3 protein-coding genes and 1 pseudogene are annotated in these 1335 nt (G+C 35.4%); 3 read left to right on the plus strand and 1 reads right to left on the minus strand.

The genetic code is table 11. The features are described 5' to 3' along the window. Positions 1–171: hypothetical protein (locus ODQ17_RS19240; RefSeq protein WP_442872428.1), on the minus strand; the 171-nt coding region annotated here is incomplete at its 3' end. Between the two features lie 76 nt (positions 172–247). Here ODQ17_RS19240 and ODQ17_RS18995 point away from each other — a divergent pair. From ODQ17_RS18995 to ODQ17_RS19005, 3 genes and pseudogenes are all read left to right on the plus strand, one after another. Further along, on the plus strand, positions 248–607 hold the full coding sequence (locus ODQ17_RS18995) for a transposase (RefSeq protein ID WP_322905608.1): 360 nt from the start codon (positions 248–250) through the stop codon (positions 605–607). Beyond that, positions 517–1095: a transposase gene (locus ODQ17_RS19000; protein WP_223211251.1), complete on the plus strand. Its 579-nt coding sequence runs from the start codon at positions 517–519 to the stop codon at positions 1093–1095. Before ODQ17_RS18995 ends, ODQ17_RS19000 begins: the two co-directional genes overlap by 91 nt. A 26-nt stretch (positions 1096–1121) precedes the next feature. Next, positions 1122–1335: pseudogene (locus tag ODQ17_RS19005) on the plus strand (transposase); the annotation flags it as partial.

A 1335-nucleotide genomic window follows, 5' to 3' on the forward strand; every position in this document is an offset into this window, starting at 1 on the left:
ATAAGTAATAGTCAATATTTGTTCTTCCCTTTCAATGGCAGTGATAGTACCCTGATCACCATTAAAAACTTCCCGATGATAATCATTTTTTAGTTGCATAACCCGATCGCCAAGGCGGAAAATAGTGCTTCCTCGTTGCAGTTGTGGTTTGTTATCCTGGGGCGGATTCAAGATATAGTCATTTCAATTAACGATGAGAGAATTTAATGTAAAATTATGGAGTGTACAAAATGAACAGGTTTAAACAATGGCTTACAGTTTAGATTTAAGGCAAAGGGTAGTAGCTTATATAGAAGCTGGAGGAAAAATAACTGAGGCTTCCAAGATATGTAAAATAGGAAAAGCCTCGATATACAGATGGTTAAATAGAGTAGATTTAAGCCCAACAAAAGTAGAGCGTCGCCATAGGAAATTAGACTGGGAAGCTCTAAAAAAAGACGTAGAAGAAAATCCCGATGCAAGATTGATAGACAGAGCCAAGAAATTTGGAGTGAGGCCGAGTGCCGTATATTACGCATTAAAGAAAATGAAAATAAACAGAAAAAAAAAGAACTACGTTATCGAGAAAGAAACCGGGAGGAACGAGTTAAGTACTATAGAATGTTAAGAGAACTAATTAAGCTCTATAGTAGTCAAGCTATAGTTTACATAGATGAATCTGGATTCGAAGCAATCCAGGCTTGTATTTATGCCTGGTCAAAAAAAGGAAAAAAAGTTTATGGAGATAGACAAGGAAAAAGGGGAGTCAGAGAAAATCTAGTAGCAGGGAGAAGAAAAGGAAAAAAAGATTTGATTGCGCCGATGGTTTTTACCGGGAGTTTGAATGCAGAAGGCTTTGAAGGATGGTTAAAATTATATTTGCTACCCTCCCTCGACATTCCATCAATATTAATAATGGATAATGCTCCTATTCATCGTAAAACTGCCATTAAAGAATTGGCTAAAGAAGCAGGTCATGAAGTTCTTTTTTTGCCGAAATATTCTCCTGATTTAAATGATATTGAGCATGACTTTAGTGCCTTGAAACGAGCTAGAATGTACGCTCCTATTGACACGTCTCTTGATGAAATTATCCGTTCTTACTGTGGCGTTTAGCGTCTCAGCTTTATTTGAAACTACTATATGGGAATGAAACAATAGAAGAGACTCCAGAAAATGGTGTAGCAGTAATGGATAGAGGATTTTGTGACTTACAGAGAATCAAGAGATTACAAAAGGAGAATAACAAATATCATGTATTAAGAATAAAGAATAATATAAAGCTAGAAAAATTAGCCAATGATAACTATATGGTTGGAACTGAAAAGAATAAAATAGAGAGTAGAGTGGTAATAT

It is taken from the genome of Acinetobacter sp. IRS14 (assembly GCF_034650275.1).
Classification (GTDB): domain Bacteria; phylum Pseudomonadota; class Gammaproteobacteria; order Pseudomonadales; family Moraxellaceae; genus Acinetobacter; species Acinetobacter oleivorans.

Coding starts and splice junctions, on each gene's coding strand:
- ODQ17_RS18995 (WP_322905608.1), top strand. CDS start 248: ATGGCTTACAGTTTAGATTTAAGGCAAAGGGTAGTAGCTTATATAGAA.